The sequence below is a fragment of the Streptomyces sp. NBC_01233 genome (genome assembly GCF_035989305.1).
In the GTDB taxonomy this organism is placed as follows: Bacteria; Actinomycetota; Actinomycetes; order Streptomycetales; family Streptomycetaceae; genus Streptomyces.
Genome location: NZ_CP108514.1, coordinates 4658461 through 4684099, shown reverse-complemented (window position 1 = coordinate 4684099; position 25639 = coordinate 4658461). Strand labels below are relative to the sequence as shown.

Below are 25639 nucleotides of genomic sequence, written 5' to 3'. Positions count from 1 at the left end.
TGTTCTATCTTGACGCACCGTCAGACCTGAACGCGCGCGGGAGGACAGGCAGTGGACTTCACCTTCACCGAGGAGCAGCAGGCCGCCGTCGAGGCGGCCAGGGCCGTGTTCGCGGACGTCGCACCCGACGGCGTGCCCAGCCCCGCGCTCACCCCGGGCGCCGTCGCCGACGACTTCGACCGGCCACTGTGGGCCAGGCTCGCCGGCTCCGACCTGCTGAGCCTGGTCCTCGCCGAGGAGCACGGCGGCGCCGGCCTGGACGCCATCGCCCTGTGCCTGGTGCTGCGCGAGGCGGGCCGGGTGCTGGCACGGGTACCGCTGCTGGAGCACTGCGCCGCCGCCATGGCCGTCCAGGCCCACGGCAGCCGCGAACTGGCCGACGCCCTGCTGCCCGCCGCCGGACGCGGCACGCTCGTGCTCACCGCCGCCGCACACGGCCGCTCCGGCCACGACCCGGCCGAACTCGCCGTCACCGCCCGCCGCGAAGGCGCCGACTGGATCCTGGACGGCACGCAGACCGCCGTCCCCTGGGCGCAGAGCGCCGACTGGATCGCCGTACCGGCCCACACCGGCGAGGGCGACGCCGTCCTCGCGCTCGTCCCGCGCACCGCCGAGGGCCTCGCCCTGGCCGAGCAGGTCTCCACCAGCGGCGAGCGGCTCGCCGAACTCGCCCTGGACGGCGTACGGGTGGACGCCGCCCACCTCATCGACGCCCCGGAAGCCTGGGAGCGGCTCCGCCGGCTCCTCGCCACCGGCACCTGCGCACTGGCCCTCGGGCTCGGCGAGGGCGTCCTCACCATGACCAGCCAGTACACCGGCAAGCGCGAGCAGTTCGGCTTCCCGGTGGCCACCTTCCAGGCCGTCGCCGTCCAGGCCGCCGACCGCTACATCGACCTGCGCGCCATGGAGGTCACCCTGTGGCAGGCCGCCTGGCGGCTCGACGCCTCGACCGGCGGCGCCGGCGGTCCACTGCCGAGCTCCGGTGACGTCGCGGTCGCCAAGATCTGGGCCTCGGAGGGCGTACGCCGGGTCGTGCAGACCGCCCAGCACCTGCACGGCGGCTTCGGCGCCGACACCGACTACCCGCTGCACCGCTACCACGCCTGGGCCAAGCAGCTGGAACTCCAGCTCGGCCCGGCCGCCGCGCACGAGGAGGCCCTGGGCGACCTGCTGGCCGCCCACCCCCTCGGCTGAGCAGGGGCTACAGCACGAAGGCCGGGCTCCCGCTGTCCGTCACCATCGGGCGTCCGGCACCGTCCCAGGCCTGCATCCCGCCGTCGATGTTCACGGCGTCGATCTCCTGGCGCACCAGGTACTGGGTGACCTGCGCGGAACGCCCGCCGACCCGGCACATCACGTACACCCGGCGGCCGTCGTCGACGGCCTCCGTCAGCTCACCGAAGCGGGCGACGAAGTCGCTCATCGGGATGTGCAGGGCGCCCTCGACGTGACCGGCCGCCCATTCGTCGTCCTCACGGACGTCGAGGACAAAGCCTTCGGAGGGCACCGCGGCGGCGTCCACCGAGGGAAGCGGTCCGAAGTTCATACGTCGCCTTCTCTCATCGCAGATGGTCCTTCCAACCTATCCGACGGGCGCATTCAGCCCCGCCGGCACCAGCCGGCACCAGCCGGCACCAGCCGACACCAGCCGGCCCGCTCACTCCGCGGCGAGCGCGGCCGCCAGTTCCGCCTCGCGCTCGGAAACCTGCGCCAGCAGCTGCTCCGCGATCTCCTCCAGCAGCCGGTCCGGATCATCGGGCGCCATCCTCAGCATCGACCCGATCGCACTGTCCTCCAGCTCCCGGGCCACCAGCGCCAGCAGCTCCTTGCGCTGCGCCAGCCACTCCAGCCGGGCGTACAGCTCCTCGCTCTCGCTCGGGGCAGCCGCCTCCGGGGCCGGGCCGGCCGCCCACTCCTCGGCCAGTTCGCGCAGCAGCCCCTCGTCGCCCCGCCCGTACGCGGCGTTGACCCGCGCGATGAACGCGTCGCGCCGTTCCCGCTCCGCCTCCTCCTGGGCGAGGTCGGGATGCGCCTGGCGGACCAGCTCGCGGTACAGGCGGCGCACCTCCTCCGAGGGCCGCACCCGCTCCGGCGGCCGCACGGGCCGGTCGGTGAGCATCGCGGAGGCGTCGTCGGAGATCCCGTCCGAGCTCAGCCAGTCGTGGAACAGCTCGTCCACCCCCGGCATCGGCATGACCAGTGCGCGCGCTTCCTTGGCCCGGCGCAGATCGTCGCGATCCCCGCTGCGGGCCGCCTTCGCCTCGGCGATCAGCGCGTCCAGCTCGTCGAGCCTCGAGTACATGGGGCCGAGCTTCTGGTGGTGCAGGCGGGAGAAGTTCTCCACCTCCACGCGGAAGGTCTCCACCGCGATCTCGAACTCGATCAGCGCCTGCTCGGCGGCCCGTACGGCCCGCTCCAGGCGCGCCTCGGGGCGCTCCTCACCGGTGGAGGAGTCGCCGGAACCACCGGGGACTGTCTGCTCGGGCTGCTCGGTCTGCTCGCTCACCCGGCCAGCCTACGGCCCGCCCGCGCGGGCGACGTCTTCACCGGGGGCACTTCCCGGCGGTGGCCGGGGAAGGGACATCGCCCGCGCGGGCCGCGGTCCGGCACGGTCCTGCGCCGTCCCTTCGGGAGGGACGACCGGCACGGTCCCGGGCCGTCCCTTCCGAAGAGACGACCTAAACCCCGGCTTCCGCGGCGATCCGCCCGCACCGCACGGCCGCCACCAGGTCGGCGTGGTCGGCCTCGGTCCGGTCGGCGTAGGCCACCGCGAAGGCCGCCACCGCCTCGTCCAGCTCCTCGTTCTTGCCGCAGTAGCCGGCCAGCAGCCTCGGGTCGGCGCTGTGCGCGTGCGCCCGGGCCAGCAGGGCGCCGGTCATCCGCCCGTAGTCGTCGATCTGGTCGACGGCCAGCGCCGCCGGGTCCACGCTGCCCTTGCGGTTGCGGAACTGCCGCACCTGGAACGGCCGGCCCTCCACCGTGGTCCAGCCCAGCATGATGTCGGAGACCACCTGCATCCGCTTCTGCCCGGCGACCACCCGGCGGCCCTCGTGCTCCTCGGGCGGCGAGGTGAAGCCCAGTGCGGGCAGGTGCGGCAGCAGCACCGAGGGCCGTGCCTCCTTCACCTGGAGCACCAGCGCTTCGCCCCGGTGGTCCAGCAGCAGCACCACGTACGAGCGGGTGCCGACGCTCCCGGTCCCGACCACGCGGAAGGCCACGTCCTGGATCGCGTACCGGGCCAGCAGCGGCAGCCGGTCGCCCTGCAGCGTCCGGAGGTAGGAGCCGAGCGAGGCCGCCACGGCCGCCGCCTCCCCGTCACCGACGCGGCGCAGCACGGGCAGCGCGTCGACGAAGCGCAGAGCGCCGTCCGGCCCGGTCACCGTCGACTTGGCGGCGAACCGGGCGGAGGTGTTGTTGCGGGCCTTCACCGAGACCCGCTCCAGCGTGCCCAGCAGATCGCGGGCGTCGGTGTGCGAGACGAGCTCCTCGTCCGCGATGGCGTTCCACGCGTCGAGGGCGGGCAGCCTGGCCAGCAGCCGCATGGTCCGCCGGTAGGCGCCCACCGCGTCGAGGGCGGCCGCCCGGCAGGTGTCCTCGTCCGCGCCGGCCACCCGGCCGGCCAGCACCAGCGAGGTCGCCAGCCGCTTGACGTCCCATTCCCACGGGCCGAACACGGTCTCGTCGAAGTCGTTCAGGTCGATCACGAGCCGCCCCCGGGCGTCCCCGTACAGGCCGAAGTTCGCCGCGTGGGCGTCACCGCAGATCTGCGCGCCGACCCCGGTCACGGGGCCGCCCGACAGGTCGTGGGCCATCAGCCCGGCCGCCCCGCGCAGGAACGCGAAGGGGTTCGCGGCCATCCGGCCCACCCGTATGGGAGTCAGCTCGGCGACCCGCCCCGCATTGGACTCCTCCACCGCCCGGACCGCGTCCGGCCGCCCGGCGGGCGCCACGAAGGCGGCGTGCGCCGACCGCGGCACGCGCACGCGCAGCGCCTTGCCCTCCTCCTTGGGCGAACCCGCAGCCACCCGCGGCGCGAAGCCCGCCACGTCCGGAATCCGCTGCCCCGCTACCGCCGCCATCGGCGCCGCCCCCACCCGTTCAATCGATCGCTGTTTCGAACGGGCTGACCGTATCTACAGCCCGGCGTCCCTGGCCAGCAAGGCGGCCTGGACCCGGTTCTCACAGCCCAGCTTCGCCAGGATCCGGCTCACGTAGGTCTTCACGGTCGCCTCGCTCATGTGCAGCCGCCGGCCCGCGTCCGCGTTGGAGAGTCCCTCGCCGAGCAGCGCCAGCACACCGCGCTCCCGCTCGCTCAGCGCCGCCACCTGACGCCGGGCCTCCTCGCCGCGCACGGCGGCCTTCCCCGACGCCAGCTGGTCCACCACGTGCCGGGTGGCCCCCGGCGAGAGGTACGCGTCCCCCGACGCGGCGGCCCGGACGGCCCCGATCAGCTCGCCCGGCGCCGAGTCCTTCAGCAGGAATCCCGCGCCGCCCTGGCCCAGCGCCCGCAGCACGTTCTCCTTCTCACCGAAGGTGGTCAGGATCAGCGCGCGCACCTGCGGCACGGCCCGCCGCAGCTCCCCCAGTGCGGTCAGCCCGTCCATCACCGGCATCTGGATGTCGAGGAGCATCACGTCGGGCGCGTGCGAGCGGGCCAGTTCCACCGCCTCCCGGCCGTTCGCCGCCTCCGCGACGACCTCGATGTCCGGCGCCGAGGTCAGGATCATCCTGATCCCGGCCCGGATCAGCGGCTCGTCGTCGGCGATCACCACTCTGATCACTTCGGCTGTCACCCGTGCTCCTACTGCTTGACCTCGTAGACCTGCTTGTCGACGAGCTTGCCGTCCTTGAAGCAGAACCGGAAAACCAGGTCCGTGCTCCAGCTTCCCGACGGTTCCTCGGCCAGCAGGGCCAGGCACTCCGAGCCCGGCGGCCTGGCCGGCCCCTTGCGCACCGCCCCCGCCGTCATGAAGCTCTCGCCGCTCGGCAGCCGGTCGCGGACGGACGCCTCCGGCTCGCCCACGTGCACGGCGTCGAACTCGTCCCGGCCGATCATCGCGTCGCCCGCCGAGTCCGCCAGCAGCACCGCCCCGGCGCCGAGCACGATCACCAGCAGCACCACCGCCGCGAAGGCGATCCCGCAGCCCACCGCGATGCCGCCGGTCCGGCTGCGCACCCGTACGGCCAGCTCCCGGTCCACCGCCGCCCAGTCCATCGGCTGCTCCCCGGCCGGCCCCCGCCCCCCGGCCTGCGCGTGCGTCTGTGCATGGGCCCGCTGCCCGAAGTCGTCGGCCACGTCCTCGACCCCGGCCGGCTCGGTCCCGTACGGGAGCACCCCGGCCACCCGGAACCCGCCGCCCTCGGTGGCGCCCGCGTGCACCATCCCGCCGACCAGCCGCGCCCGCTCGCGCAGCCCCGTCAGGCCCTGCCCGCCCGAGACCACCTCGACGTCCGCCGGACCGGCCGCCGGCCCGTTGGCGATCTCCACCACCAGCGAGTCGTCCTCGTACCGCAGCTCGACGGCGATCGGCGCCCCCGGAGCGTGCTTGTACGCGTTCGTCAGGGCCTCCTGGACGATCCGGTACGCGGCGTGGTCGCACGCCGCGACCAGCGGCCTCGGCTGCCCCGACGTGGTCAGCCGTACGTCGGTGCCCGAGCCCCGCGCCGCCTCCACGACCCCCGGGATCCCGGCCACGCCGCGCGCCGCGGGCTGGGCCTCCTCGACCGGTGCGGGCGCCTCCACGCCGTCGCGCAGGATGCCGACGACCTCGCGCAGTTCGTGCATCGCGGACACCGAGGCCTGCCGCAGCACGCCCACCGCCTCGCGCTGACGGCCGGTCAGTTCCGGATCCACCTCCAGCGCCCCGGTGTGCACGGAGATCAGGGCCAGCTGGTGCCCCAGGCTGTCGTGCATGTCCTGGGCGATGCGCTGCCGCTCGCGCAGCCTCGCCTGCCCGGCGACCATGGCCCGCTCGCGCAGCAGCTGTCCGTTGCGCTCGTGGAGCGCCCGCAGCAGGGTGCGCCGCTGCGACCAGTACCGGCTGGCCAGACCGGGCATCACGATCATGGCCAGGAACATCAGCGTGGAGAACACGATCACCAGCAGCGGCCGCATCTGCGCCGACTGGTCCGCCACGCTGGCGCCGACCGCCGCGACGAAGGCCAGCGCGAAGGCGGCCACGGCCCGGCCCACCCCGACGATCCGCCGCCCCGCCGACCAGGCCAGCAGGGGCGTGATGAAGAACGTCCCCGGGAGGAGGGCGCCCACCGCCGAGGCGAGCACGAGCGCGGTCCCCGGCAGCCGCCGGCGCATCAGCGTCAGCGCCACCACGACCACGGAGCCCACGAGCATCCGCCGACCGGACCCGCCGCTGAGCTCGTCGACGCCCAGGCCGAGGATGGCCAGCACACCGCCGACCGCCAGGTCCGCCACCAGCATCCGCCGGGTCCACGGCTCCGGCCCCCTCAGCCAGTCCCAGCCCGCACGCGTCTTCGCCGTCACATCCACCCGACCGACCCTAGACAGCCGACGCCCCGCCCGACCGCCCTCTTTCGTCGCACCCGCCGCGACGAAAGTCGTCCGCCCGTCCGCGCGGCTCCGCCGGCCGCAACTGGTCTCGCCATGCGGACAGTTGATCAAGTCGATCGGGTCGGCCGGCAAGGCCGCACGTCAGGCGCGTTCGGGAGGGACGTACGTCACACATGCCGCAGGGGCGGGGAAACACGAAACGGCCGCCACCGCTTTCGCAGTGACGACCGTCTCGTCGATGTGGGCGAGGGGGGATTTGAACCCCCACGTCCCGAAGGACACTGGCACCTGAAGCCAGCGCGTCTGCCGTTCCGCCACTCGCCCGAGCAGCGTCCCAGTGGTTCTTCCCTTTCGGGCCGTTCCCCTGGCGACGTCGAAACATTAGCACGGTGGGCGGGGTGGTTTCACATCGCTTTCCCGGCACCCCCGCACCCCTCGTCGGACGGGCCCCTCCCGCACTCCGGTCCCGGTGCGGGACACTGTTCCTGCGGCGCCCCTACGATCCCTTGTGAGGACCAACACTCGTCCTCACAGGAGCGATGGGGAACCACCCGAATCCGCCACGCGTGGATACGATCAGTAAGCAGTACAGGGCGACAACGACGGAGGAGGTGCCCCATGGGAGTTCTGAAGCGGTTCGAGCAGCGACTCGAAGGTCTGGTGAACGGCACCTTCGCCAAGGTGTTCAAGTCGGAGGTCCAGCCGGTGGAGATCGCCGGAGCCCTCCAGCGGGAGTGCGACAACAACGCCACCATCTGGAACCGCGAGCGGACCGTCGTCCCCAACGACTTCATCGTCGAGCTCAGCGCCGGTGACTACGACCGTCTGAGCCCCTACTCCGGGCAGCTCGGCGACGAGCTCGCGGGCCTCGTCCGCGACTACGCCAAGCAGCAGCGCTACAGCTTCATGGGCCCCATCAAGGTCCATCTGGAGAAGGCCGACGACCTCGACACCGGGCTCTACCGGGTCCGCAGCCGCACCCTCGCCTCCAGCACCTCCCAGCCGCAGGCAGGGCCGCCGTCACCGCAGGGCGGCTACGGCTACCCGCCGGAGAACCAGCCGCAGGGCGGTTACGGCTACCCGCCGGTCGCCGCCCCGCCCATGCCCAGTGCGCCGCCCCCCGGCGGCGCGGGCACGCGGCGTCCCGCCCCCGGCGGACCCGCCGGAGCGGCCCCCGCGGCCGGCCCGGGCGGTCCCCGGCGGCACTGGATCGAGATCAACGGCACCCGCCACCAGATCTCGCGCCCCACGCTCGTACTCGGCCGAAGCACGGAAGCCGACGTGCGGATCGACGACCCCGGCGTATCCCGCCGGCACTGTGAGATCCGGACCGGAACGCCCTCGACGATCCAGGATCTCGGGTCCACCAACGGCATCGTGGTGGACGGGCAGCACACCACCCGCGCTACGCTCCGCGACGGCTCGCGGATCGTCGTGGGCAGTACCACCATCATTTACCGGCAAGCCGAAGGGTGAAGCGGGGGCAATGTCAGAGCTGACCCTGACGGTCATGCGGTTGGGTTTCCTAGCCGTTCTGTGGCTGTTCGTCATCGTGGCCGTCCAGGTCATCCGCAGCGACCTCTTCGGAACGAGAGTGACGCAGCGCGGCTCCCGCCGCGGCGGCGCCACCGGCGCCCCGCAGCAGGCGGGCCGCCAGGCCGCGCCTCCGCAGCAGCGCCAGCGCCGCGGTGCGCCCACCAAGCTCGTCGTGTCCGAGGGCACCCTCACGGGAACCACGGTGGCCCTCGCCGGCCAGACGATCACGCTGGGCCGCGCCCACGACTCCACGATCGTGCTGGACGACGACTACGCGTCCAGCCGCCATGCCAGGATCTATCCCGACCGTGACGGCCAGTGGATCGTCGAGGATCTCGGGTCCACCAACGGCACGTATCTCGACCGGACCCGGTTGACCACCCCGACGCCCATTCCGCCGGGCGCACCGATCCGCATCGGCAAGACCGTCATCGAGCTGCGGAAGTAGTACGAGAATGAGCGAGCGGAGCGAGCGCGCGGCGGTGATCCGTCCCACCGAGGACACGGACACGTGCGCGCTCCCGACCGGAGGGTGGGCAGTGTGGCTCGAGACCGGTTGTACCCGGAGCCGACCGGCGAGGTGCGCATGAGTCTGTCCCTGCGGTTCGCCGCCGGATCACACAAGGGCATGATCCGCGAGGGGAACGAGGACTCCGGCTACGCCGGCCCCCGTCTCCTCGCGATCGCCGACGGCATGGGAGGCCAGGCCGCCGGCGAGGTCGCGAGCTCCGAGGTGATCTCCACCCTCGTGCAGCTCGACGACGACGTCCCGGGCTCCGACATCCTCACTTCGCTCGCCACCGCCGTGCAGCGCGCCAACGACCAGCTGCGCGTCATGGTCGAGGAGGACCCCCAGCTCGAGGGCATGGGCACCACCCTGACCGCCCTGCTGTGGACCGGCCAGCGCCTCGGGCTCGTCCACGTCGGCGACTCCCGCGCCTACCTGCTGCGCGACGGCGTCCTCACCCAGATCACCCAGGACCACACCTGGGTGCAGCGCCTCGTCGACGAGGGCCGCATCACGGAAGAGGAAGCCACCACCCACCCGCAGCGCTCGCTGCTGATGCGCGCGCTCGGCAGCGGCGACATCGTCGAACCCGACCTCTCCATCCGTGAGGTCCGCGCCGGCGACCGCTACCTGATCTGCTCCGACGGGCTCTCCGGCGTCGTCTCGCACCAGACCCTGGAAGAGACCCTCGCCGACTACCACGGCCCCCGCGAGACCGTGCAGTCCCTGATCCAGCTCGCGCTGCGCGGCGGCGGACCCGACAACATCACCTGCATCGTCGCCGACGTCCTCGACACCGACAGCGGCGACACCCTCGCCGCCCAGGTCAGCGACACCCCGGTGGTCGTCGGCGCGGTCGCCGAGAACCAGCACCAGCTCTTCGACGGCGGCAACGCCATGCAGACCCCGGCCGGCCGGGCCTCGGGCCTCGGCCGCCAGTCCCCGCCGCCCGCCGGTGCCTTCGGCCCCCCCGGCAGCGGCGACGCCCCCGGCTACGGGTACTCCGAGCAGGGCCAGGGCGGCGGCGGTTACGGCAGCTTCGGCGAAGCCGAACGCTACGACGCCGACTCCGGCTACGAGGACACGTACGACCACCCCCGCAGGCGCCGCAGCAAAGGGCGCAAGTGGACCACGCGTACGCTGACCCTGCTCATCGTCGTCGGTGTCATCGGCGGCGGCCTGTACGCCGGCTGGCGCTGGACCCAGACCCAGTTCTACGTCGGCAAGAACGGCGAGCACGTCGCGCTCTTCCGCGGCATCAGCCCGAAGCTCGGCCCGCTGAAGCTCTCCAAGGTGGAGACCGACCGCCCCGACATCGAACTGAAGTACCTGCCGCCCTTCAAGCGCAAGCTGGTCGAGGCCACCATCAGCGAAGGCAGCCTCGACGTCGCCAAGAGGAAGCTCGACGACCTCGGCGTCCAGACCTCCGCCTGCAAGAAGGACGAAGAGCGCCGCAACGCCGAGGCGCAGAACACTCCGACACCCGGTCCCAGCCTGACTCCCGAGGAGCAGCAGCTGGTCGGCCTGTGCGGGAAGTAGCAGTCACACGCGGGCGCAGGGGGCCTGCCACACCATGAGCGTAGTCACCAACACGACCACCATCGGCGCCATCGAGCTGCCGAGCCGGCGGAACACCGAGCTCCTGCTGCTCGCCTTCGCCGTGGTCATCCCGATGTTCGCCTACGCCAACGTGGGCCTCGCGATCAACGGCACCCTGCCGCCCGGCATGCTGCTCTACGGCCTCGGCCTCGGCGCCCTCGCCGGGATCGCGCACTTCGTCGTGCGCCGGTACGCCAAGTACGCCGACCCGCTGCTGCTGCCGCTGGCCACGCTCCTCAACGGGCTGGGCCTCGTGCTGATCTGGCGCCTGGACCAGTCCGAGCGGCTGCAGAACCTCGCGAAGAAGTCCTTCGGCACCTTCTCCCCGTCGGCGCCCCGCCAGATGATGTACACGGCGGTGGCCATCGCCCTGTTCGCCGCCGTGCTCCTGATCCTCAAGGACCACCGCGTCCTGCAGCGGTTCACGTACATCTCCATGGCCGGCGCCCTGATCCTGCTGATCCTTCCGGTCATCCCGGGCCTCGGCGCCGACGTCTTCGGCGCCAAGATCTGGATCAGCGTCGGCGGGTTCTCGATCCAGCCCGGTGAGTTCGCGAAGATCGTCATCGCGATCTTCTTCGCCGGCTACCTCATGGTGAAGCGCGACGCGCTCGCGCTGGCCAGCCGCCGCTTCATGGGCCTCTACCTGCCGCGCGGCCGCGACCTCGGCCCGATCCTGATGATCTGGGCGATGAGCCTGCTCGTCCTCGTCTTCGAGAACGACCTCGGCACCTCGCTGCTCTTCTTCGGCATGTTCGTGATCATGCTGTACGTGGCCACCGAGCGCACCAGCTGGATCGTCATCGGCCTGCTGATGTCGGTCGGCGGTGCCACCGTCGTCGGGGCCACCGCCAGCCACGTCAAGGCCCGCGTCACCGCCTGGCTCGACCCCTTCGCCTGCTACGTCACCTCCGGCGCCTGCGAGCAGGTCGGCCAGTCGATCATGAGCTTCGGCTCGGGCGGCGTCCTCGGCGCCGGGTGGGGCCAGGGCAACTCCGACCTCATCGGCTTCGCCGCCAACTCCGACTTCATCTTCTCCACCGTCGGCGAAGAGCTCGGGCTCGCCGGTGTGATGGCCTTCCTCCTGATCTACGGCCTCATCATCGAGCGGGGCGTCCGCACCGCCCTCGCGGCCCGCGACCCGTTCGGCAAGCTGTTCGCCATCGGTCTCTCCGGCGCCTTCGCGCTCCAGATCTTCGTGGTCGCCGGCGGGGTCATGGGCCTCATCCCCCTCACCGGCATGACGATGCCCTTCCTCGCGTCCGGCGGTTCCTCCGTCCTGGCCAACTGGATCCTCATCGCCATCCTCATCCGGATCAGCGACACCGCACGCCGCCCGGCCCCGGCCCCCGCCCCGTCCCCCGACTCCGAGATGACCCAGGTGGTCCGCCCGTCATGAACAAGCCCCTGCGCCGCATCTCGCTGTTCTGCGGGCTGCTCGTCCTCGCCCTGCTGATCCGCACGAACTGGCTGCAGTACGTCCAGGCCGAGGAACTCAGCACGCGCAAGGAGAACCGCCGGGTCCAGATCGCCCAGTACGCGACCGAGCGCGGCAACATCATCGTCAACGGCGCGCCGATCACGGGCTCCGCGGTCACCGACGGCAGCGACTACAGGTTCAAGCGCACCTACATGGAAGGCGAGCTGTGGGCGCCGGTCACCGGCTACGCCTCGCAGGCCTTCGGCTCCACCCAGCTCGAATCGCTCGAGGACGGCATCCTCACCGGCAACGACGACCGGCTGTTCTTCGACCGCACCATCGGCATGTTCACCGGGGAGAAGAAGCAGGGCGGCAACGTCGTCACCACGCTCAACCCCGCGGCCCAGAAGGCCGCCTTCGAGGCGCTCGGCAAGAACAAGGGCGCGGTCGCCGCCATCGATCCGCGCACGGGTGCCATCCTCGCCCTGGTCTCCACCCCCTCGTACGACCCCTCCAGCTTCGCGGGCAACTCCAAGGCCGACGAGAAGGCCTGGGTCGAGCTGAAGGACAGCGAGGACAAGAAGCTCGTCAACCGCGCACTGCGCGAGACCTATCCGCCGGGCTCCACGTTCAAGGTGGTCACCGCGGCCGCGGCCCTGGAGAACAACGTCGTCAAGAACATCGACGACCCGACGGACACCCCCGAGCCGTACATCCTGCCCGGCACCCAGACCCCGATGGAGAACCACGCCAAGGGCTGCGAGAAGGCCAGCCTGAACAAGGCCATGGAGGTCTCCTGCAACTCCGTCTTCGCGAACCTGGGCGACAAGGTCACCCGCGACAAGATGGTGGAGACGGCCGAGAAGTTCGGCTTCAACAACGACAAGGTCGATATTCCGGTCCGCGCGTTCGCCAGCATCTACGACAAGAAGATGACCAGGGACGGCAATGCCCTGAGCTCCATCGGGCAGTTCAACACCGCGGCCACCCCGCTCCAGATGGCGATGGTCACCGCCGCGATCGCCAACGACGGCAAGCTGATGAAGCCTTACATGGTCGACCATCTCACGGCCCCGAACCTGGACGTCATCGAGAAGCACGAGCCGCAGGAGATGAGCCGGCCGCTGTCCGCCGCCAACGCTCAGAAGATCCAGCAGATGATGGTCAACGTCGTCCAGAACGGCACCGGCCCCAAGGCCAAGATCTCGGGCGTGACGGTCGGCGGCAAGACCGGCACCGCCCAGCACGGCGAGGGCAACAAGAAGCGGCCGTACGCCTGGTTCATCTCCTACGCCGAGAACGCGGACAAGTCCTCGCCCGTCGCCGTCGCCGTCGTCATCGAGGACAGCGGCGCGGAGCGCGAGGACATCAGCGGTGGCGGCCTGGCCGCCCCCGTCGCCAAGGCCGTCATGGAAGCGGTGCTCAACGGCTAGGGGTGACCAAGCAGTGACGGGCCGGAACGGAGTGACCCACATCACTGAATTCCGCCCGGATCCGAGCGTACGGTACCGGTCCAGTATCAGCCTGTGGCCACGAACCGATCACGGACGATCGGCCGGTAGCCTTTGCGCGAACAGCACACCGCCGGACCACACACAGGTGCGGTCGGGATGACGGAGAGGGCTGCAACGTTATGGAAGAGCCGCGTCGCCTCGGCGGCCGGTACGAGCTGAGCCACGTGCTCGGCCGTGGTGGCATGGCCGAGGTCTACCTCGCCCACGACACCCGGCTCGGCCGTACCGTCGCCGTCAAGACCCTGCGTGCCGACCTCGCCCGTGACCCGTCCTTCCAGGCCCGGTTCCGGCGCGAGGCCCAGTCGGCCGCGTCGCTGAACCATCCCGCGATCGTGGCCGTCTACGACACCGGCGAGGACTACGTTGACAACATCTCCATCCCGTACATCGTGATGGAGTACGTCGACGGCTCCACCCTGCGCGAACTCCTGCACTCCGGCCGCAAGCTGCTGCCCGAGCGCACCCTGGAGATGTGCATCGGCATCCTCCAGGCCCTGGAGTACTCGCACCGGGCCGGCATCGTGCACCGCGACATCAAGCCCGCGAACGTGATGCTGACGCGCACCGGCCAGGTCAAGGTCATGGACTTCGGCATCGCCCGCGCCATGGGCGACTCCGGCATGACCATGACGCAGACGGCCGCCGTCATCGGCACCGCCCAGTACCTCTCCCCGGAGCAGGCCAAGGGCGAGCAGGTCGACGCGCGCTCCGACCTCTACTCCGCGGGCTGCCTGCTCTACGAGCTGCTCAGCGTGCGGCCCCCGTTCGTCGGCGACTCCCCCGTGGCCGTCGCCTACCAGCACGTACGGGAAGAGCCGCAGCCTCCGTCGAACTTCGACCCCGAGATCACGCCCGAGATGGACGCCATCGTCCTCAAGGCCCTGGTCAAGGACCCCGATTACCGCTACCAGTCGGCCGACGAGATGCGCGCCGACATCGAGGCCTGCCTCGACGGCCAGCCCGTCGCCGCCACCGCCTCCATGGGCGCGGCCGGCTACGGCTACCCCGACCAGGGCCACGGATACGGGCAGCCGGGCTACGACCAGCCCACCACCGCCCTGCGCGCCACCGAAGGCGGCCAGACCGCGATGATGCCCCCGATGCCCCCGGGCGACGGCGGCTACGGATACGGCGACCAGGGCCACGGCGGATACGACCAGGGCCAGGGCCGCCGCCAGCAGAAGAAGAGCAAGGCCTCCACGGTCCTGCTCGTGACGGCCGGCATCCTCGTCCTCGTCGGCGCGATCCTCATCGGCCGCTCGCTCTTCAGCGAGACCGCCGACAACCGGCCCGCCGTGCCCAAGCTCGTCGGCCAGACCCTCGAACGGGCGCAGAAGAGCGGCGACGCCGTCGGCCTCAAGGTGGTCAAGGGCGCCGACGCACCCTGCGACGACCAGCCCAAGGGCAACGTCTGCAAGCAGGACCCGGCGGCCGACACCAAGGTCGACGAGGGTTCCACGGTCACGGTGACGGTCTCCTCGGGCGCGCCCAGGGTGCAGGTCCCCAACGTGACGCGGCTCTCGTTCGAAGAGGCCGAGAAGACCCTGAAGGAAAGGGGCTTCCAGGTCGAGCGCAAGACCGAGGAGTCCGACCAGACCCCCGGGATCGTGCTGGAGCAGGACCCGAAGAGCGGTGAGGCGGAGAAGAACTCCGTCATCAAGCTGACGGTCGCCAAGGAACTGGCCAAGGCCGTGGTCCCGGAGCTCAAGGGCAAGAGCAAGGACGACGCGGAGAAGGCGCTCAAGGAGGTCAGGCTCAAGCTCGGCAGCGTGACGGAGGCCGACCAGCCCGGAGTCGCTCCGGGCACGGTGATCCTCCAGCAGTTCGCGGCGGGGCAGCAGCTCGACGTGGGCAAGACGGTGAACATCACCATCGCCAAGGCCTCGACGGCGACCGTGGTGCCGAACTTCGCCAACCGGACCCTGGGCCAGTACAAGGACGAGCTGCAGCGCGCCAACCTGAGGGTCGGCGTCGTCGCCGGCCCGACGGACGACAACGCGATCGTGATCGGCACCAGCCCGCCGCCCGGCACCCCGGTGAACTCGGGCCAGGCCGTCAACGTCTTCACCCAGCAGGGCCAGCAGGACGGCGGTGGCATCATCTCCGGCCTGACCGGAGGCAACGGCCGCCGCTAGCGCACCGGCCGAACACGAAGAGGTCCGGCCCTTCCCCGTCGACCGGGGGAAGGGCCGGACCTTTTCCGTACCCGCCGCTGTGCGGCCTCCTGAGCCCCGCCCTGGACCGCCCGTGACCCGAGTGACCCCGTGGGGCCCCGCGGGGCTCAGGAGGCGCCTCAGGAGCCCCCAGGGGCCTTCCTCAGCGCAGCTCCGCCGGCGGCGTCCGCTTCGCGTCCACCTTCTCCGTTCGGACGAGCTCGCCCCACACGATGTACCGGTACTTCGAGGTGTAGACCGGCGTGCAGGTCGTGAGCGTGATGTAGCGGCCCGGGGCGGTCTTGCCCGACTCCTTCGGGACCGGGTTGATCACGTCGGTGTTGTACTTCGACGTCTGGCGCAGCTCCGCGAAGACCTTGTAGACGTACCAGGCGTCCCGGGTCTCGAAGACGATCGCGTCGCCGTTCTTCACCTTGTCGATGTTGTGGAACTTCGCCCCGTGTCCGTCGCGGTGCGCGGCGAGCGAGAAGTTCCCCTTCTCGTCCCACGGCAGTGCCGACTTCACCGGCTCCGTGTAGTACCCGGCCACGCCGTCGTCGAGGACGTCCGGCGCCGTGCCCGGCTTGACGAGCACCTCGCCGTTCTTCATCGCCGGTACGTGCAGGAAGCCGACGCCGTCCTTGGTGTCGAGCGCCCCGGGCCCCGCCGGCTGCGAGGGCGTCTGCCACTGCTGACGGACCTCGTCGCCCTTCGCGGAGGCCTGCCGGTCCGCGAGCACGTTCGTCCACCACAGCGAGTAGGCCACGAACAGGCCCAGCACCAGGCCCACCGTGATCAGGACCTCGCCCAGCAGGCTCAGGAATCCCGCGAGCACACTGCGGTTGCCGGCGGGCGGGGCCGCGGCGCGGCGGCGGGCTCGAGACACTGCTTGATTCGTCCTTAACTGGTCAGCGCGGGCGGCGGGCCCTGGCTGCGGGGCCGTTCCCCGGTCATCCTGCCCCATACGATCATCCGGTAGGTGCTGGTGAACTCCGGGGTGCAGGTGGTCAGCGTGATGTACCGGCCCTCGGCGGTGAAACCGGACCCTTCCGGCACGGCCTTGAGGACCGCCACGTTCGTCGGCGGTGTCTGCGCCAGCGCCGAGGTCATCTCGTACGTGTAGTACGCGTCCCGGGTCTCGACCACGACGGGATCCCCGGGCACCAGCCGGTTGATGTAGCGGAAGGGCTCGCCGTGCGTGTTGCGGTGGCCGGCCACCGCGAAGTTGCCCTGCTTGTCCGAGGGCATCGCCGTCTTCAGCGCACCCTCGCCGTAGTGCCCGACCATGCCCCGGTCCAGCACCTTGGGCTTGCTGATGCCCTCCGCCACCGGGACCTTCACGTCGAGCTTCGGGATGTGGAGGACGGCGAAGCCCTGGCCGGGCTCGAAGGCCGTCACCGGCGGTGCCGCGGCCCCGTCGCCGCCCGGCGGGTGCTCCCAGGTCTGGCGCAGCGAGCCGGCGGCCCCGTTCGCCGCCCGCTCCGCCACGACGTTCGTGTACCAGAGCTGGTAGGCGACGAACAGCAGCATCACCAGCCCCGTCGTGATGAACAGCTCTCCGCCCAGCCGGCTCGCGATGACCACCGGGCCGCCCGACGCCGGCCGCCTGCGCCGCCGTCCGCCCCGCCTCCGGGTGTGTCTGGCGGCCCGTTTCGCGGCCTCCTGAGCTGCCCTGCGTCGCGCGGCCCGGCCCTCCGTGGGCGCGGACGGCGCGACCGTCGTCACGCGACGGCCTTGCCCACCACCGGGGCCAGCCCCACCGAGCGCTCCACGGCGCCCGCGTCACCGCACCGCACCAGCCAGTTCGCGAGCATCCGGTGGCCCCACTCGGTCAGCACGGACTCGGGGTGGAACTGCACGCCCTCGACGTCGTGCTCCCGGTGGCGCAGGCCCATGATGATCCCGTCCTCGGTGCGCGCCGTGACCTCCAGCGCGTCGGGCAGGGTGCCGGGCTCGGCGGCGAGGGAGTGGTAGCGGGTCGCGGTGAACGGCGACGGCAGTCCCTCGAAGACCCCCAGCCCTTCGTGGATCACGGGCGAGGTCTTGCCGTGGAGCAGCTCGGGCGCCCGGCCCACGACCCCTCCGTAGGCGACCGCCATCGACTGCATGCCGAGGCACACGCCGAAGACGGGAACGCCCGTCCGCGCGCAGTGCCGGACCATGTCGATGCAGACGCCCGCTTCCTCGGGCGTGCCCGGCCCGGGGGACAGCAGGACGCCGTCGAAACCGTCCTGCGCGTGCGCGAGCTCGACCTCGTCGTTGCGCAGCACCTCGCATTCGGCGCCGAGCTGGTAGAGGTACTGGACCAGGTTGAAGACGAAGCTGTCGTAGTTGTCGACAACCAGAATGCGCGCGCTCACGGAGTGGCTCCCGATCCCTCGTCCACCGTCACATCGTTGAACGGCAGGAGCGGCTCGGCCCACGGGAAGACGTACTGGAACAGTACGAAGACCACCGCGAGGACCAGTACAAGTGAGATCAGCGCGCGGACCCACGCGTTGCCCGGCAGGTGCCGCCAGATCCAGCCGTACATGCCGCCTGTTTCCTTTTCGTCCATATTCGTTCAACGCACCGCGGGGGCGGTACGCGAACAGACTAAAGGCAGCGGCCCGACGGGGTGGGTCACCCGGACAAACCCTCCGGCCGGCCCTGCCCCACGGGGCGGGTGCCGGTCAGCTCGGCCCAGACGACCAGCCGGTGGCTGTGGCCCCACTCCGGATCGCAGGTCGTGAGGGTCAGGTACCGGCCGGGCGTGGTGAACGGCGACTTCTCCGGGACGGGGGAGACCACCCCCACCTCGGTCGGCAGTGTGCGCAGGGGCCCGCCCCGCACGGTGTACGTGTACCAGGTGCTCTCGTCCTTGAGGATCACCTCGTCCCCCTTGCGCAGCTCGGGGAGGTCCTTGAAGGGGTCGCCGTAGGTGCGCCGGTGTCCGGCCACCGAGAAGTTCCCGGTGGCGCCGAGGCGGGCGGTGGCGGCGTAGTGGCCCAGCCCCTTCTTCAGCAGCTCGGGGTCCGTGCCCTCCAGGACGGGCTTGACCCAGTCCGGGCCGAAGCGCGGAACGTACATCTCGGCGAAGGCCCGGCCGGCGGGATGGGGCGCCGGTTCGGCGGGGGGCGCCGGCTGCGCGGACGGCGTGGGCCGTGCGGGCTGCGGCGCGGCCCCGGGCGCCGCCGCAGGGGCTGCCGCCGCCCAGCGGTCGCGCAGCCCGGCCATCTCGCCGTCCATGGCCCGGTCGGCCTTGACCCCGGTCCACAGCAGGACGTAGGCCACGAAGAGCACGATCAGCGTTCCCGCCGTCAGGCACACCTCGCTGAACGTCCGTACCACCAGGCGCAGTACGACGTCGGGACGGACCCGCTCACGGGGTGGGAGCCACCGGCTTCGCATAGTGGAGGTCCACTGTGCCGGAGTAGCCGGGAAGTGTCAGCGCCTTGCGCTCGTCCACTTTCCAGCCGAGCCCGTACGCGTTCACGTACAGCTGGTAGTTCTGCAGGGCCGGCGAGGCGGCGAGGGCCTTCTTCAGCGCGCCCGGGTCGCCGACCGCCGAGATCTTGTACGGGGGCGAGTAGACGCGGCCCTGGAGGATCAGGGTGTTGCCCACGCAGCGCACCGCGCTCGTGGAGATGAGCCGCTGGTCCATGACCTGGATGCCCTCGGCGCCACCCTGCCAGAGGGCGTTCACCACGGCCTGCAGGTCCTGCTGGTGGATCACCAGGTCGTTGGGCTGCGGCTCGGGCACGTTGGGGATGCGGGCGGTGGCGTTCGGCGGGGCGTCGTTGAGGGTGACCGTCAGGCCCTTGCCGGACAGCTCCTCGGTGCCCGAGGCCGCGCGCAGGGCGGCCAGCTTCGCGTCCTCGGCCTTGGTGCTGCCGTCGTCGCGGTCGGCGAGGGCGTCCACCCGGTGGCGGGCCACCGCGGTGCTCTGCTCCAGCTCCGCGTTGTCCTGGCTGCGCTCCTTGATGAGGTCCGACAGCTTGAGGAGCGAGGCGTCCGTCCGGATGTTCGTACCCTTGGAAGTGTTGAAACTGGTGACGAAGAGCAGCCCGGCCAGGGCGAAGACGGCGGCTGTCAGCAGCCGGGCCGGTCTGGCCAGGCGACGGGGACCCGCGGAGGAGTCGTCGGAATTGCTCAACGTACCCTTCTCCTTCAACGCCACAGGTCCACTACGCTAACGGACGCCCGGGGCAGGCAAGGTCCCCAGCGCATCGACAGGAGAGCCCCTCGTGCCGAAGTCACGTATCCGCAAGAAGGACGACTACACGCCGCCGCCGACCCGGCAGCCGCAGAGCATCCGGCTGACGAACCGCAGCTGGGTCGCCCCGGTCATGCTGGCGTTCTTCCTGATCGGACTCGCGTGGATCGTCGTCTTCTACGTGACCGAGACCCAGCTGCCGATCGAGGCGCTGGGCAATTGGAACATCGTGGTCGGTTTCGGCTTCATCGCCGCGGGATTCGGTGTGTCCACGCAGTGGAAGTAGCACCTCCCGGCCTCTGACGGAAGCTCTCCCCATGAGTTATCCACAGCGTCATCCACACCTGAGGAAAAGACAGAAGATCTGTGGATAACTCTGTGGAGAGTTGACGCCGGTGTGATCAGGTGAGTTCCGCCGTACGGAGCAGGACAAGGGCCGTGGCCAGCAGGAACACCCCCGCACAGGTCCCCCACTGGACGAGTGTGCGCGTCCTGCCCGTGGTGGGCGTGAGCATGCCCAGCCCCACCAGGGCGCCGGTCACCAGCCCGCCCACGTGGGCCGGCCACGACACGCTGATGCCGCCGAGCGGAACGAAGGTCAGCACCAGCATCAGCACGACCATGACGATGACCGGCCGCATCTCGTACCGCAGCCGGCGGACCAGGACGACCGTGGCGCCCAGCAGGCCGAAGACGGCGCCGGACGCGCCGAGGGTCGGCGTGTTCGGCGCGGACATCAGATAGACGAGGGCGCTGCCGCCCAGGCCCGACAGCAGGTAGACCGCCAGATAGCGGGCCCGGCCCAGCGCCGCCTCCAGCGGGCCTCCGATGACCCACAGGGCGATCATGTTGCCGGCGATGTGCCACAGCTCGGTGTGCAGGAACACCGAGGTCAGCAGCCGGTGGTACTCACCGGTGGACACGCCCTCGATGGGGCCGACGAGGTAGGCGAACTCCCGGTACCGGGCGATCAGCTCCAGCTGGACCACCAGGGCCGGGTTGATCGCGCCCACCAGGAACACCAGGACGTTGATCCCGATGAGGATCTTGGTGACGAGGTGGGGGTCGGCGGCGACCACCCCGCCCGCGAGGGTGCGCGGCGCGTTCGCGGTCGGCCGGTGCCCGGTGCCGGAACCCTCGCGGACGCATTCGGGGCACTGGAAGCCGACCGAGGCGCTGATCATGCACTCGGGGCAGATGGGGCGCTCGCAGCGGGTGCAGCTGATCCCCGTGTCGCGGTCCGGGTGGCGGTAGCAGCCAGGCAGACGGTCGGTGTCCATCGGTTCCCTCGATCAGCGGCGAGGCAGGGGTGTGCCCCGCCGGTCCGGTATGCCCCATCACTTCATACGCATGCAGGACGGACGGGCGGGGCGGAAAGGTTCCCGGGGCCGGGCCGGGGCCGGCCGGCGCGCGGGGCCGTCAGCGCTTCTCGACGACCACGGACTGGATGATCACGTCGTCGAGGGGGCGCTCGGTGCGCGGGTTGGTGGCGCTGCCTGCGATGGCGTCCACGACCTTCTGGCCGGCCGGGTCGGTGACCTCGCCGAAGATGGTGTGCTTGCGCGTCAGCCAGGCGGTGGGCGCCACGGTGATGAAGAACTGCGAGCCGTTGGTGCCCGGGCCCGCGTTGGCCATGGCGAGCAGGTACGGCTTGGTGAAGGCCAGGTCGGGGTGGAACTCGTCGGCGAACTGGTAGCCGGGGCCGCCGGTGCCGTTCCCGAGCGGGTCGCCGCCCTGGATCATGAAGCCCTTGATGACGCGGTGGAAGACGGTGCCGTCGTACAGCGGGTCCGTGGTCTTCTGGCCGTCGGTGGGCCGGGTCCATTCGCGGGCTCCCGTGGCGAGCTCCACGAAGTTCCGGACGGTCTTCGGAGCGAAGTTCTCCAGCAGCTCGATCTCGATGTCGCCGTGGGTGGTCTTCAGGGTGGCGTAGAGCTTCTCGGCCACGGATCTGCCTTCCATAGTCATCACTGTCGGTCCAGATGGTCGCACGGAGCGCTCCGCAGCACTGAAATCCTCCACCCGTATGCCCTGTCACGCATGCCTGTCGCCGATAGGAGAGGCATGATCCGACAAAGGGTGGAAAGGTGAACTGTGTCCGCCACCGAGGAGGAGGATCCCGTGACCCGCAAGGACAGCGTGCGCCTGGCAGCCGAGAGCGCCAGGGAGAGTTTCCTGCACGCGGCGGAAGTGGTGGCACCGTACGCGGAATCCGCCAGGGACGCCGCGGTGCACTACGCCCAAGAGGCCAACGAACTGCTGGCGCCCAAGGTGTCGTACGCGGCCGACGCGGCCGCCCGGCAAGCGCGCACGACCTACGACTGCCATCTGCAGCCCCGGCTCAAGGCGGCGCGCGCACACGTGCCGCCGAACGTGGACCGGGCGGCGACGAAGGCGGTGCACCAGACCCGGATCGCGGCGCGGCAGGCCGCCGACTACACCCAGCCGCGGATCGAGAGTGCGATCGCGGCCGCCACTCCGGTGGCCGAGGAGGCCGCTTCGCGGTCGGCGGCGGCGTTCGCGGCGCTGCGCGGCCAGGTGTCGGCCAAGGAAGTGCAGAAGCTGGTGCGGCGCCACGAGCGGCGGGAGCGCTACAAGGGGCTGGTCAAGGGTGCGGTGGTCGTCGGCGTGCTGGCCGGCGTCGCCTTCGCGGCGTGGAAGTGGTGGGACCAGCAGTCGAACCCGGACTGGCTCGTCGAGCCGCCGGCCGCCACGGAGCTGTCGTCGCAGGACGCCGCTCCGGCGAGCTTCGACGACGAGCTCGCGGCCAAGGAGCGCGAGACCGGCTCGGCTTCGGACGACACGCAGGGCTGAGACACGCGGAAGGGGCCCGGATCCTGCTGGATCCGGGCCCCTTCCGCGTGTGCGTGCGGGTCTCAGCCGGGGAGGGTGAGGACCATGCCCGGGCGGATCAGGTCGGGGTTGGAGCCGACGACGCCCCTGTTCATGGCGTAGAGCTCACGCCAGCGGGCCTCGTTGCCCAGCTCGCGGCGGGCGATCGCGGAGAGCGAGTCGCCGGGCCTGACGGTGTAGGTGCGCTTCTTCGAGGTGGCCGCCGCCTTGGGCATCGGGGCCGCGGGCACGGCCTTGTGCGCGGCCGACGCGGGGGAAGGGGTGTGCGCGGCGCCCCGCGCGGCGGCCGTGGGCCCGGGCTTCGGCATCGCGTGCGGCTGGGGAGGGGCCGGCACCGCCTTGTGGGCGGCGGACGTCGGGCTCGGGGTCGCGGGGGCGGGCCCCGGCTTGGGCTTGGGCGGTGCGGAGGCCGCCATGCGCTCGGCGGCGGCCCTGGTGGCCGCGGCGGCGTCGGCCGCCGAGCTCGCGGGAGGTGTCGCCCGCGCGGCCGACTGCTGCTCCACCTGCTCCTTCGCCTTCTCGGCGGCCTCGTCTGCCTTCTTCTTGTCGGACTTCAGGAAGTCGAAGAGTCCCATGTGCGTACGCCTCCGGCGTGATGGTGCCCCCCTGGGCTCGGTGCCTTCCTCCACTGTCGGACACGGGGCGCCGGGTGGCCCTGTGACAGGGCCGTCCGGGGGACCCGCGGCGCCCGTGGAACGCCGCCCCCGGCGGCCGGGAACGTGACGGGAGGGGACCGGGAACGCACGGCGGCAGCATCGTGGGACACGATGGAGGAGAATTCTGTGATCATCAGACAGTCCGCGGAGCGGGTCGTCCTGGTCAGGCCCGGACCAGGGCTCGTACGCGCTGCGGTCGTGGCGGGTCTGGACGTGTGGGTGGTGTCGGATCCGGGCCCGTGGCCACCGGACGCACGACTTCCCCCCGAGCTGCCCCCGCAACGTCTCCTCCGGGTGGACTTCGGCGACACGGCCGCGCTGCGCACCCTGTTGACGGACACGGTCCTCACGCACGGGATCGGGCACGTCCTGTACCTCGCGAGCGATCTCGAAAGGGGTCTCGACAGCGGGGCGGCGGCCGCCGCCGGGGAAGTCCTGCGGGAACTGTCCGCGGGGCGGGAGACCCCCTCGGGCCCGCTGCCGGACGCGGTGACGATCCGGCGCATCCTCAACGAGAGCCGGACCTCGGACGTACGCGCCGAGGAGGCGAGGTCCGTCGCCGAGGCGCGTTCACTGGCCGAGCACTTCCCCCTGCCGGTGGTCATCAAGTCGGCCGACAAGGCGGGCTGTTGGTGGACCGTTCCGGTGCACGACCGGCCCGGACTCGACCGGTGGGCCGAACAGGCGGTCACCGCCCGGCATTCGGCCCCCTATCTCGTCGAAGAGCTCTTGACGGGAGCCAAGTTCCATGTGGAGACGCTGACCGTGGACGGCATGCACCTCGTCGCCGGCATCACCCCCGAGGGGAACGCCGTACCGCTGCACGAGACGGAGCAGGCCGGGATCCGCGCGACGGTGCGGGCCCTGCTGGATCTGGCCGGGTACGAATCGGGCGCCACGCGGACGGACGTGCTGGTCAGCGCACGGGGATCGCGGATCGCGGCGGCCATGGAGCCGGGGCGGGAACGGGCCGGGAACGGCCCTTCCCGGCCCGTTCCCGCGAGCGGTATCGAGAGGGGAACGGACCGGTAAGGGCCTCGGCCAGTCTGTGTCTTGTCGAGAGCGGCCACCGCACCACACGGGAACCGCACACCGGGTACGCAACCAGGGGGATCAACACATGCGCAGCAAGCTGGCTGGACTGGTCGGGATCTTCGCGGCGGCTCTGGTGATCGGCGTCGGTGTGACGGTCCAGTCGGCGGACGCCGGTCAGCCCTCCGGGTACGAGGTCCTCGCGGACGACCGCGGCCCGGGCGCCCCCTCCCCGGGCCCCTCCACCCGCTGAGCCGGCCGCCGGCCGCCGGCCGCGCACGACATGGATGTGCCCCGCACCGGATTCGGCGGATTCTTGGGGTCCTCGCAACACCTGACGGTCTACGTGCTCGTCAGTAGATCACGCAGGCGCTCGGCTGGGGTTTTCCAGCCGAGCGTTTTGCGGGGCCGGCCGTTGAGTTGCTGGGCGACGTGTTCGAGGTCTTCGGGGCTGTGCACGGACAGGTCGGTGCTCTTGGGGAAGTACTGCCGTAGCAGGCCGTTGGTGTTCTCGTTCGATCCGCGCTGCCAGGGTGAGTGCGGGTCGCAGAAGTAGACCGGCACGCCTGTGGCCACGGTGAACTGCTTGTGCGCGGCCATCTCGCAGCCCTGGTCCCAGGTCAGCGAGCCGCGCAGGTGCCCGGGCAGGGTCTGGATCAAGGGCACCAGCACGTCGCGGACCTCCTCGGCCGTATGCCCGCCGGGCAGATGCCCCAGCATGACGTAGCGGGTGGAGCGCTCGACCAGGGTGACGATCGCGCTCTCGCTGCGGGGGCCGACGATCAGATCGCCCTCCCAGTGACCGGGCACTGCCCGGTCCTCGACCTCGGCAGGACGCTCGGAGATCATCACCATCTCGTCGACGAACCGGCGCGTGCGCTGGTCCGGGCTGCGGTGCGGCTTGCGGCGAGTGCGCCCGGTGCGCAGCGCGGCCGCGACTTCGCGGCGCAGTCCGCCACGGGCCTGGACGTAGACCGCCTGGTAGATCGTTTCCGGGCTCACGCGCATGCTCTCGTCGTCGGGGAACTCGATGACCAGAGCGTGGCAGATCTGCTCGGGTGACCACTGTTCCTGCAGCTTTTCCGCGACGAACCGGCGGAGCGGGCTGTCCTGGGCGAGCTTGGAGTCCTTGGGGCGCGACCGGCTCCTCGCCCATGCCCGCTGGGCCCGGTGCGGCCGGTAGACGCCATCGACCGACCGGGCGTCGATCTCGCGCTTGATCGTGGACGCCGGTCGGCCCAGTGCCCGTCCGATCGCGCGCAGCGACCGGCCTTCACGGTGCAGATCAGCGATCAGCTCTCGCTCGGTCACCGTGAGAAACCTGGGGTGCAGTTCGGCCTCGACCGTTGCGAGGGACGACCTTGAAGAGGTGGCGGCGATGGTGGTCACACCGGTCTTGTAGTCGATGCGGCGCCCGTCAGGATGCAGGCGCGAGTGGCCGATCTGCCGGATACCGCGGTCCCAGTCCTCAGCGGTGCGCTCATGGACGCCGGCCTGCGCGGCGGCATCACGGCGCCGGACTCCCGCAGCACGCAGCCGCTCGTACTCCGCCCGACCGGGGTGGCCGGGCCTGCGAGGCTTGCCGCGACCACGGACTCCGGCCCGGCGTGCCCACCCGAACGCCGTGTTGCGGTTCACTCCGAC

Annotated in this window: 25 protein-coding genes, 1 tRNA gene and 1 pseudogene; 11 read left to right on the top strand and 16 right to left on the bottom strand. The window is 71.3% G+C overall.

Annotation, left to right across the window (positions count from 1 at the left end; genetic code table 11):
* The first annotated feature begins 51 nt into the window (after positions 1-51).
* A complete protein-coding gene (locus OG332_RS22020; protein ID WP_327415074.1) occupies positions 52-1194 on the top strand; it encodes an acyl-CoA dehydrogenase family protein in 1143 nt (380 codons plus the stop codon).
* Between the two features lie 7 nt (positions 1195-1201).
* Here OG332_RS22020 and OG332_RS22015 read toward each other — a convergent pair whose 3' ends face one another.
* The 6 genes from OG332_RS22015 to OG332_RS21990 all read right to left on the bottom strand — a co-directional run bounded on the left by OG332_RS22015 (position 1202) and on the right by OG332_RS21990 (position 6853).
* Complete coding sequence (locus OG332_RS22015; RefSeq protein WP_327415073.1) at positions 1202-1546, bottom strand: rhodanese-like domain-containing protein; 345 nt, start codon at positions 1544-1546, stop codon at positions 1202-1204.
* A 111-nt stretch (positions 1547-1657) separates the two neighbouring features.
* Entirely contained in the window at positions 1658-2419 is a 762-nt protein-coding gene (locus tag OG332_RS22010; protein ID WP_327419337.1) for a hypothetical protein, read from the bottom strand.
* Positions 2420-2678: 259 nt separating this feature from the next.
* A complete protein-coding gene (locus OG332_RS22005) occupies positions 2679-4079 on the bottom strand; it encodes a DUF2252 domain-containing protein (protein WP_327415072.1) in 1401 nt (466 codons plus the stop codon).
* Positions 4080-4133: 54 nt separating this feature from the next.
* Positions 4134-4793: a response regulator transcription factor gene (locus OG332_RS22000; protein WP_327415071.1), complete on the bottom strand. Its 660-nt coding sequence runs from the start codon at positions 4791-4793 to the stop codon at positions 4134-4136.
* Between the two features lie 8 nt (positions 4794-4801).
* A complete protein-coding gene (locus tag OG332_RS21995) occupies positions 4802-6508 on the bottom strand; it encodes a sensor histidine kinase (RefSeq protein WP_327415070.1) in 1707 nt (568 codons plus the stop codon).
* A 262-nt stretch (positions 6509-6770) separates the two neighbouring features.
* Positions 6771-6853: transfer RNA gene (locus OG332_RS21990), tRNA-Leu, on the bottom strand.
* A gap of 294 nt (positions 6854-7147) precedes the next feature.
* Here OG332_RS21990 and OG332_RS21985 point away from each other — a divergent pair.
* The 6 genes from OG332_RS21985 (at position 7148) to pknB (ending at position 15241) form a co-directional block, all read left to right on the top strand.
* The gene (locus tag OG332_RS21985; protein WP_327415069.1) at positions 7148-8005 is read left to right on the top strand and encodes a DUF3662 and FHA domain-containing protein; all 858 of its coding nucleotides are present in this window, start codon (positions 7148-7150) and stop codon (positions 8003-8005) included.
* Between the two features lie 10 nt (positions 8006-8015).
* Positions 8016-8513 carry an FHA domain-containing protein FhaB/FipA gene (locus tag OG332_RS21980; protein ID WP_327415068.1) on the top strand — a complete coding sequence of 166 codons (498 nt, stop codon included), beginning with the start codon at positions 8016-8018 and terminating at the stop codon, positions 8511-8513.
* A 138-nt stretch (positions 8514-8651) separates the two neighbouring features.
* Positions 8652-10112, top strand: coding sequence for a PP2C family protein-serine/threonine phosphatase (locus OG332_RS21975; protein WP_327415067.1), 1461 nt, complete (start codon positions 8652-8654; stop codon positions 10110-10112).
* Positions 10113-10146: 34 nt separating this feature from the next.
* The gene (locus OG332_RS21970; protein ID WP_327415066.1) at positions 10147-11571 is read left to right on the top strand and encodes an FtsW/RodA/SpoVE family cell cycle protein; all 1425 of its coding nucleotides are present in this window, start codon (positions 10147-10149) and stop codon (positions 11569-11571) included.
* Positions 11568-13025 carry a peptidoglycan D,D-transpeptidase FtsI family protein gene (locus OG332_RS21965; protein ID WP_327415065.1) on the top strand — a complete coding sequence of 486 codons (1458 nt, stop codon included), beginning with the start codon at positions 11568-11570 and terminating at the stop codon, positions 13023-13025. Before OG332_RS21970 ends, OG332_RS21965 begins: the two co-directional genes overlap by 4 nt.
* A gap of 200 nt (positions 13026-13225) precedes the next feature.
* Positions 13226-15241 (top strand): Stk1 family PASTA domain-containing Ser/Thr kinase, encoded by a 2016-nt coding sequence (pknB, locus tag OG332_RS21960; RefSeq protein ID WP_327415064.1) that lies wholly within the window; start codon positions 13226-13228, stop codon positions 15239-15241.
* A 181-nt stretch (positions 15242-15422) separates the two neighbouring features.
* Here the strand turns inward: pknB and OG332_RS21955 are convergent, their stop codons facing one another.
* From OG332_RS21955 to OG332_RS21930, 6 genes and pseudogenes are all read right to left on the bottom strand, one after another.
* Positions 15423-16145, bottom strand: coding sequence for a class E sortase (locus OG332_RS21955; protein ID WP_327415063.1), 723 nt, complete (start codon positions 16143-16145; stop codon positions 15423-15425).
* Positions 16146-16159: 14 nt separating this feature from the next.
* A pseudogene (locus OG332_RS21950) lies at positions 16160-16837 on the bottom strand (class E sortase); the annotation flags it as partial.
* A 143-nt stretch (positions 16838-16980) separates the two neighbouring features.
* On the bottom strand, positions 16981-17619 hold the full coding sequence (locus OG332_RS21945; protein ID WP_319721982.1) for an aminodeoxychorismate/anthranilate synthase component II: 639 nt from the start codon (positions 17617-17619) through the stop codon (positions 16981-16983).
* Positions 17616-17792, bottom strand: a complete 177-nt coding sequence (locus OG332_RS21940) for a hypothetical protein (RefSeq protein ID WP_030011120.1) — start codon at positions 17790-17792, stop codon at positions 17616-17618. Before OG332_RS21940 ends, OG332_RS21945 begins: the two co-directional genes overlap by 4 nt.
* An 89-nt stretch (positions 17793-17881) precedes the next feature.
* A complete protein-coding gene (locus OG332_RS21935) occupies positions 17882-18649 on the bottom strand; it encodes a class E sortase (RefSeq protein ID WP_327415062.1) in 768 nt (255 codons plus the stop codon).
* Positions 18621-19394 (bottom strand): DUF881 domain-containing protein, encoded by a 774-nt coding sequence (locus tag OG332_RS21930; protein ID WP_327415061.1) that lies wholly within the window; start codon positions 19392-19394, stop codon positions 18621-18623. The genes OG332_RS21935 and OG332_RS21930 overlap by 29 nt, the downstream gene beginning before the upstream one ends.
* 91 nt (positions 19395-19485) lie before the next feature.
* Between OG332_RS21930 and crgA the strand changes: the two genes are divergently transcribed.
* The gene (gene crgA / locus OG332_RS21925) at positions 19486-19740 is read left to right on the top strand and encodes a cell division protein CrgA (RefSeq protein WP_030383881.1); all 255 of its coding nucleotides are present in this window, start codon (positions 19486-19488) and stop codon (positions 19738-19740) included.
* Between the two features lie 115 nt (positions 19741-19855).
* On the opposite strand, the gene OG332_RS21920 is transcribed toward crgA, so the two are convergent.
* Complete coding sequence (locus tag OG332_RS21920; protein ID WP_327415060.1) at positions 19856-20734, bottom strand: rhomboid family intramembrane serine protease; 879 nt, start codon at positions 20732-20734, stop codon at positions 19856-19858.
* A 139-nt stretch (positions 20735-20873) separates the two neighbouring features.
* Positions 20874-21401, bottom strand: a complete 528-nt coding sequence (locus tag OG332_RS21915) for a peptidylprolyl isomerase (protein ID WP_327419336.1) — start codon at positions 21399-21401, stop codon at positions 20874-20876.
* Between the two features lie 174 nt (positions 21402-21575).
* Here OG332_RS21915 and OG332_RS21910 point away from each other — a divergent pair, with 174 nt between their 5' ends.
* Entirely contained in the window at positions 21576-22268 is a 693-nt protein-coding gene (locus tag OG332_RS21910) for a DUF5324 family protein (protein WP_327419335.1), read from the top strand.
* 62 nt (positions 22269-22330) lie between these two features.
* Here OG332_RS21910 and OG332_RS21905 read toward each other — a convergent pair whose 3' ends face one another.
* A complete protein-coding gene (locus tag OG332_RS21905) occupies positions 22331-22882 on the bottom strand; it encodes a LysM peptidoglycan-binding domain-containing protein (RefSeq protein WP_327415059.1) in 552 nt (183 codons plus the stop codon).
* A 207-nt stretch (positions 22883-23089) separates the two neighbouring features.
* On the opposite strand from OG332_RS21905, the gene OG332_RS21900 reads away from it, so the two are divergent.
* Positions 23090-23995, top strand: a complete 906-nt coding sequence (locus OG332_RS21900) for a hypothetical protein (protein WP_327415058.1) — start codon at positions 23090-23092, stop codon at positions 23993-23995.
* 88 nt (positions 23996-24083) lie between these two features.
* Positions 24084-24248, top strand: a complete 165-nt coding sequence (locus OG332_RS21895) for a hypothetical protein (protein ID WP_327415057.1) — start codon at positions 24084-24086, stop codon at positions 24246-24248.
* Between the two features lie 89 nt (positions 24249-24337).
* On the opposite strand, the gene OG332_RS21890 is transcribed toward OG332_RS21895, so the two are convergent.
* Entirely contained in the window at positions 24338-25531 is a 1194-nt protein-coding gene (locus OG332_RS21890) for an IS30 family transposase (protein WP_327419148.1), read from the bottom strand.
* Positions 25532-25639 lie beyond the last annotated feature (108 nt).

Bases quoted from the DNA above. Each gene is read 5' to 3' on its own strand.
- OG332_RS22015 (WP_327415073.1), bottom strand. From the start codon at position 1,546: ATGAACTTCGGACCGCTTCCCTCGGTGGACGCCGCCGCGGTGCCCTCC.
- OG332_RS22005 (WP_327415072.1), bottom strand. From the start codon at position 4,079: ATGGCGGCGGTAGCGGGGCAGCGGATTCCGGACGTGGCGGGCTTCGCG.
- OG332_RS21985 (WP_327415069.1), top strand. From the start codon at position 7,148: ATGGGAGTTCTGAAGCGGTTCGAGCAGCGACTCGAAGGTCTGGTGAAC.
- OG332_RS21980 (WP_327415068.1), top strand. From the start codon at position 8,016: ATGTCAGAGCTGACCCTGACGGTCATGCGGTTGGGTTTCCTAGCCGTT.
- OG332_RS21975 (WP_327415067.1), top strand. From the start codon at position 8,652: ATGAGTCTGTCCCTGCGGTTCGCCGCCGGATCACACAAGGGCATGATC.
- OG332_RS21970 (WP_327415066.1), top strand. From the start codon at position 10,147: ATGAGCGTAGTCACCAACACGACCACCATCGGCGCCATCGAGCTGCCG.
- OG332_RS21965 (WP_327415065.1), top strand. From the start codon at position 11,568: ATGAACAAGCCCCTGCGCCGCATCTCGCTGTTCTGCGGGCTGCTCGTC.
- pknB (WP_327415064.1), top strand. From the start codon at position 13,226: ATGGAAGAGCCGCGTCGCCTCGGCGGCCGGTACGAGCTGAGCCACGTG.
- OG332_RS21940 (WP_030011120.1), bottom strand. From the start codon at position 17,792: ATGTACGGCTGGATCTGGCGGCACCTGCCGGGCAACGCGTGGGTCCGC.
- OG332_RS21935 (WP_327415062.1), bottom strand. From the start codon at position 18,649: ATGCGAAGCCGGTGGCTCCCACCCCGTGAGCGGGTCCGTCCCGACGTC.
- OG332_RS21920 (WP_327415060.1), bottom strand. From the start codon at position 20,734: ATGGACACCGACCGTCTGCCTGGCTGCTACCGCCACCCGGACCGCGAC.
- OG332_RS21905 (WP_327415059.1), bottom strand. From the start codon at position 22,882: ATGGGACTCTTCGACTTCCTGAAGTCCGACAAGAAGAAGGCAGACGAG.
- OG332_RS21895 (WP_327415057.1), top strand. From the start codon at position 24,084: ATGCGCAGCAAGCTGGCTGGACTGGTCGGGATCTTCGCGGCGGCTCTG.